5 protein-coding genes and 1 pseudogene are annotated in these 5,906 nt (G+C 67.4%); all 6 read right to left on the bottom strand.

The window, feature by feature from the left end:
• Positions 1 to 660, bottom strand: a pseudogene (locus AX750_RS22705) (hypothetical protein); the annotation flags it as partial.
• Between the two features lie 145 nt (positions 661 to 805).
• Positions 806 to 1,798, bottom strand: a complete 993-nt coding sequence (locus AX750_RS22700) for a hypothetical protein (protein ID WP_066734039.1) — start codon at positions 1,796 to 1,798, stop codon at positions 806 to 808.
• A 112-nt stretch (positions 1,799 to 1,910) separates the two neighbouring features.
• Positions 1,911 to 2,849 (bottom strand): hypothetical protein, encoded by a 939-nt coding sequence (locus tag AX750_RS22695; protein ID WP_066734036.1) that lies wholly within the window; start codon positions 2,847 to 2,849, stop codon positions 1,911 to 1,913.
• Positions 2,850 to 2,946: 97 nt separating this feature from the next.
• Positions 2,947 to 4,353 (bottom strand): exonuclease domain-containing protein, encoded by a 1,407-nt coding sequence (locus AX750_RS22690; RefSeq protein WP_066734034.1) that lies wholly within the window; start codon positions 4,351 to 4,353, stop codon positions 2,947 to 2,949.
• Positions 4,354 to 4,363: 10 nt separating this feature from the next.
• The gene (locus AX750_RS22685; protein WP_066734031.1) at positions 4,364 to 4,819 is read right to left on the bottom strand and encodes a hypothetical protein; all 456 of its coding nucleotides are present in this window, start codon (positions 4,817 to 4,819) and stop codon (positions 4,364 to 4,366) included.
• 833 nt (positions 4,820 to 5,652) lie between these two features.
• On the bottom strand, positions 5,653 to 5,906 hold a 254-nt coding region (locus AX750_RS26650), incomplete at its 5' end, for a hypothetical protein (protein WP_197431915.1).

Raw genomic sequence — 5,906 nt, 5'->3', positions numbered from 1 at the left:
CTCGGTCAGCAGGCCCATCCTTGCGCCGCGCCAGGACGTCGGGTGACCGGTGATCAGCTGCATGGCGTCGGAGTTGGTGGCGCAGGACCACGCGTGGGTGGGCACGCCGAGCACCGCCGCGAGCGATTTTGAGTAGTGCGTCTTGCCGAGCCCCGGAGGACCGGCGAGCAGCAGAGGCGGCAGGCTCAGCGGCGTGCCGGTCATGATCGACAGGGAAATCGCCCGATCGACGAGGTCGGTCACGGCGGCGAAGCCAGCACAGCGCAGTCTGAGCATGCTCAACTGCTCGCGCATCGGCGCGGTGCCGAGCAACACCGGCTTCCTCGCGCTCTGCGTGGAGAGCCAGCGCAGCTTCTGATAGCGGGAAGTGTCTTCACCGGACAGATGCACGGTTTCGTCATCGTCCCCGGCTGAGAGGAGCCGCATTTGCTCGTAGACTTCGCCGAGGTCGAAGATCTGCGTGCTATGGCGCCTCCAGATGGCGTCGAAGGCGACACCGCACTCGTCAGCGCCGAGTTCGACGCCGCCGATGCGGTCAGCCGAGCCACGACTTGTGAGGTGTCGATCGGGGCGCAGCTGGGCCGGGTCGTCCGGCGAAGCTTCGGCGTGGGCATGGTCCTGAACGGCTCCAGCCCGTTCATCGTCATCCGATTGGGTCATCATCGTATTCCGCGGTTCCGCGAGACATTCTGCCTTCCGCGGGGTCGGCCATTCCGGCCTTCCGCTCGCGCCCATCCCAAAATGAAAGGCGGCGCCGGGTGGCGCCGCCTCGTACTGGCTTGATGGGGGCGATGACGCGGATTGGTCAGACGATCTCGATCCAGTCGGGCGTAAACAGCGCGCGCTCGCTCAGTCCAAGTCGACGGTGAACCCAGACCGCCTCGTCGACGATGTGCCGCACGGCCGCCTGCTGGTGCAGGGGATCGGGACGGCAGGCGCGATCGTTGATGATCTGCGCCATCACGCGTTTGTGGTCGATGTCGGCCTTCGTGCGCACCGGCCAGATCATGGCCTGGCAGGCAGACAGATAGGCGAGGATCTGGGCGCCCTCGGCGGCGAGCCGCAGATCGCGGCTCTTGCCATCCTCGTTGGCGCGGGCGAGGTCGAACAGCCGCTCAGCGGTCGCCAGCATCCTGACGATCCGGTCTCGCAAGCCGCCGAAGTCGGGACCGCTGCGCGCGAATGCGATCCAGTTCTCCGGTGCGATGGTGAGAACCGGCTGGCCGCCGCGCAGCGGCAGGAGGTCGCGCAGATCGTAGCGCAGGCGCGGCCAGGCCGCGAGGTTGCGGTCGTCGAGCGAGGGCGCGGGCGGCGCCGGCGGAACGGTCAGTTCGCCCACGTGGAACGCCGCTCGCATCAAACGGATCCGACGCGCTGTCGCGGGCTCGAGCGACGCGACGTAGTCAGCCTCCTGGTCGGTACCGAACGGCCCGCGACCGTGCGCGAGGGCGAGCTTTGCGTCGACCTCGTCGAGGCTGTCGGCCGGCCAGACGCAGACCAGGCTGTCGAAGAGGAGCGCTGCGAGTCCCAGCCCGGCTGCGACAGTGTTCACCTGCGGGTGCCGATCGACGGCATAGGCGACACGATGGGCCTCGTTGTTGAACTGCCGCGACATCCGCGCCGCCTCCTTGAGGTCGGGCCGGCTCTGCCGGAAGGCGATAAGGTCGCCCAGCGCCGGGTCATCGCCGAGGCCCGAAGTCAGCGCCTCGATCGGATCGGGCATCCTCTCCCCCTCGCGAAGCGCGGGGTTGGTGGTCTCGGGCGGCGGCAGCCTGCCCTGATCGTCGTTCTTGGACATGATGTGTTTTTCCGTGGGTTACAGCCATCTTGACTGCATCCCCTCCCGCTCTCTGGAATCACGAAGGGGCGCCCGCGGGGACGCCCCTTCTTCTCCTGAAGGGTCTTGGACCTCAGCGGCCGCGCACGGCCGCCGAGATCGTGCGAGCCGTCATGCCGAGCTCGCCGATGACCTCGCCCGTCATCGTGGCGAAGGCGACGATGCTGCGCAGCCTCGGCTCGTGGAGGCGCGAGGCGAGAGCCATCGCACGATCCTTTGTGGCCGCCCCGCCATCGACGAGGTCGGCGTAGAGGCAGGCGCGTGCGAGGTCGACCGTTGCCAGCAGGGCAGCCCCGTGTCGGGCTCGTTCGAGCCGCTCCAGCGCCTCGGGCCCGATATCGCCCTCGGCGATCTCACGCGCGTGGCGTTCCGCATCGTCGAGCTGGAGCGCAGCGCGCTCGACCAGCGCAGCGACCTGCGGAAGAGCCCGCATGAAGGCCGTCAGGCTCAGGCCCTGCTCGAGAGCGACCATGGCGGGCTCGCCCTGCCGCGCGTTCCTCACCGAGGACGGGACAGCGCTCGCCAGCATGAAGGTCCTGCGCTGGCGCTCGCCGATGGTGATCGGCAAGGGGCCGATCTCGAATGCGAGCGCCGCAGCCTTGACCATGGCGGGATCGCCGGTCAGGCGGAGCTTGGAATCGACGCTGTCGGCGATGAACGCGCGCGCCAGCACATCCTCGCCGGTTCGCGGCGGCATGATCGCCAGCGCGATGACGCTGGCCGAGTTCAGGAGCGTCAGCGCCGTCAGCATGTCGAGGCAGGCGGCGACCTGCGGTTTGGGCGAGGTCTCGGCCAGCGCGAGAAAGCGTTCGGTCTCTTCCGCGAAGCCGAGCGCACGGCCGGCCGCGGCGCTGATGAGGAAGCGCTCGCCGGCGAAGGCGGCATAGGCCGTGTCGCGATCGCCGGAGTGTGGAAGCCTGCGCGCGATCCCGTCGAGATCGTCGGTGACGGGGCGGATCGTCGCTTCGAGGTCGATGTCCTCAAGCGAGGTGGTCGGGATGTTGGTCTTCATGTCGGATCCAGAAGTTTTTGGGGGTTACTGCCTCGTGGCAGCGCCTCTCCGTTTCCTTCCGGAATGGCCGGCGCTTCGGGCGCCGGCCTCTCATCCTTCACGCCGCCATCTGCTGGCGGTCACTGCGCTCGCGCAGCCAGCGCTCGATCGCATCGAGATGGGCGTGGCGATCCGCATCCTGCGGATCGAGCGAGGAACGCAGTTCCGCCACCTCCCTGATCGCCTTGGGCAAGGTTAGCCAAGGAACGTCCGTCTCCGTCGTCAGCCGCTCGCGCAGCCAGTCGCGGCCCTTGCGCCAGGCTTCCGGCGCGAGGCACTCAGGCGCCTCCAGGAACATCTGCCTGTTGGCGAAGGCCTGGAGCCGGACGTCGCCCAGGTGCTTGACCAGGCCGCCACGCTGATCCCAGGGCAGCTCATGCCAGCGCGCGCAGATGCGCATGTCGGCATCCGAGAGGAAGCCTCCGGAATAGAGCGTCGCCTCCGGATAGGGCGATGGCTCCCGATCGGCGAAGCGGTTCTTCAGCGCCTCGGTGAGATGGCGCTGGAAAGTTGGATGCCGACGCACCTGGCGAGCGCGGTCGTTGTAGACCGCGTCATCGAGCCGATCGGCCGGCAAGGCGTGCTGGGCATCCTCCCAGGCCAGCACGATCGGCTGGGCATTCGTCTTGACCATCCGCACCGGCCTTGGGCCCGACCGCGTCAGCAGGCCGGCGACGTCTTCGGCGGAGCCGTCGAGATAGCTCGCAGGGTCGATCGAGAGATCGAGCGCGGCCCAGGACGTCGCGTTGCCGGGGCTGGCCATGACACTGACCGCGGGGACCAGTGCCGACTGGCCGCCGAGGCAGAAGAGATCTCCGCTGGAGAGGAGACGGATCGGTCCCGACTTGTGCGCGTTTGCGAGCATCAGCTCGACGCTGCGCGGGGCGCGCTCCCGAAGCAGCCGAAACAGCGCCAGCGTGGCGCGGGCATCGAACAGCGCATCATGCGCCTCGTCCTCAGCGAGGGCGACCCCATTGGCGCGGCAAACCGCGCCCAGCTTGAGCGAGCGCTTGCCGTTGCCGTCGACGGGAACCGTGATCGCGCCGGGCTCGATCAGGATCGCCGCGCGAAGCATGACAAGGGTATCGGCCCGCTTAAGCCCGGTGGCCTGCGTGGCATAGGGCGGCAACAGATGGGTGAGGAAGTTGTGGCGCAGGACCTCTTCGTCGTAGCGCAGCACATTGTGGCCCAGAATCGTCGCAGGCGTCCACGCCCGCAGCGCCCGGCCGATCTGGCCGAGCAGCTCGAGGCTCGACATCGGCGCCTGATCCAACTGGTCCGGGCGGATACCCGTGGTCAGCAAGGCCCCCGGCGACGGCACGATATGGGCCGGCAGGCGACACCGCAGCGAGAGCTCGCTGAGCGGGCGCAACTCGTCGTCTGTGTGGATCAGGGCTGCCTGGAGCGGCACGTTCCAGACCGGGTCCAGTCCGCTCGTTTCGAGATCGTACACGATGAAAGGCATCTGCGCGCTCCTACTGCACGCCGCCGGAGCCGGTCGCGACCGGCTCCTTGCGCAGCTTGATGCCGAGCGCGCTTGCATCGGCGTGCATGGCGATCTCCACCATGTAGGCCGTGCGCGAGCGCTCCATCTCGCCGGGCAGGAAGTTCATCGTCTCGTAGATCTCGATCTTCTGCTCGAGCTCCTGCTCGTTACGGGCCGGAGCCTCGGCGATCAGCAGCGCGAAGGTCCGCGCCGTCGCGCGCGCGCCTTCGGCCAGCTGTCGGCCGTTCAGGTTGCCCTGGTCCGCATGGACCGCGTCGCCGTCATGGTCGAGCAGCAGCGCATGGGCCAGCGCCGACTGCCACATCGGGAACATCCGGGCATGCTCGGTGCTGAGCCGATAGGCCCGCGCATAGCGCGCGAGATCGCCAGCCGTCGGGCGCGCTTCATCCTCGGCCCACGTGGCGTCGTGATTGATCGTCGTCATCGGAAATCCGTTCCGGCTCGAGAGCCCGGGACGGCTTCACCTGCTCATTCCCCGGGGGTTCCCTCCAATGGGTTCCGAACTGCTCTCTCGATCGGGGTATCCGGCAAGGCGCCGGATGCGAATCATCTCGAATTGACGGTCGGTAAGCGCATCTTTGGCCCTTAGCCGACCTCTGGAACGTCTGCTTCCGAGCGGTCAGCCACCTGAGTGGCTGGTCGGCAGATCGAGGATACGAGGGCCTCCAATTCGGCTTTGAGCTTCCGATCAGCCTGAAACGCGACTAGGTGCCAAATCTGGGCCCCAACCTCTTCTGCCACTTGGTGAAGCTGCTCCAGTCGACAGTCTTCAGGACGCTCACCGAGAGCAGGCAGCACTTTTACAAGCTCCTGTGCACAACGTCTGACCGGGTGCCCGGGAGCGCGCACAGCCGCGCAAAGTGTAATGCCGGCAATCATGGATGAGATGATGCGCAACATCACCTTGAATCCCTGATCGGGTGGCATCGACGCGACACCCTCAGTGATCGCGGGCAACAGAGGGCTTCGGAGCACCGAGGTTCCGAGTGGGGCTACGGATAGCATCATGCAATCCTGAGAAAAAGAGTCACGCTGCCAAGTCGGCAGTGCCTACCGTAGGCGACGAGCCCATCGACAATGTGCTTGAGGGAAAATGTTCGGCTTCGGCTTGGCGCGGTACGCTCTGCGGCGACAGCATCACTTTCGCCTTGATAAGGCAGGCGTTGACATAAGCGCGCTGGGTCAGCGCCCAATCTTCCGAGGTGGAGACAATCTCCCAGAGACACATCCGCAGACCAGCCGTCCTTTCAGTGTTGCTCAGAACTCTTCCCAGCCGGAGTCGCCGGCGCGGCTGTTGGCGACCTTCCTGGCCGGAGCAGGCCGCGGCGCCGGGGTCCGGGCCGGGGCTCGTGCGAAGGCCGTCTCCGCGAGCTGGCGCAGGCGGGCGGGCTCGGTCCCGGCCGACATCGTGCCATGGCCGGCAGACGCGCCGTCCGGGCCTGTCCTGAACGCCGCCACGAGGTCGTTGAGCTGTCCGATGCGGTTGGAGAGCGAGCCGGCGGAGGCGGCGC

The sequence above is a fragment of the Methylobacterium sp. CCH7-A2 genome (assembly GCF_001557075.1).
Lineage (GTDB): Bacteria > Pseudomonadota > Alphaproteobacteria > Rhizobiales > Beijerinckiaceae > Allobosea > Allobosea massiliensis.
This window is presented reverse-complemented; position numbering and strand designations above follow the sequence as displayed.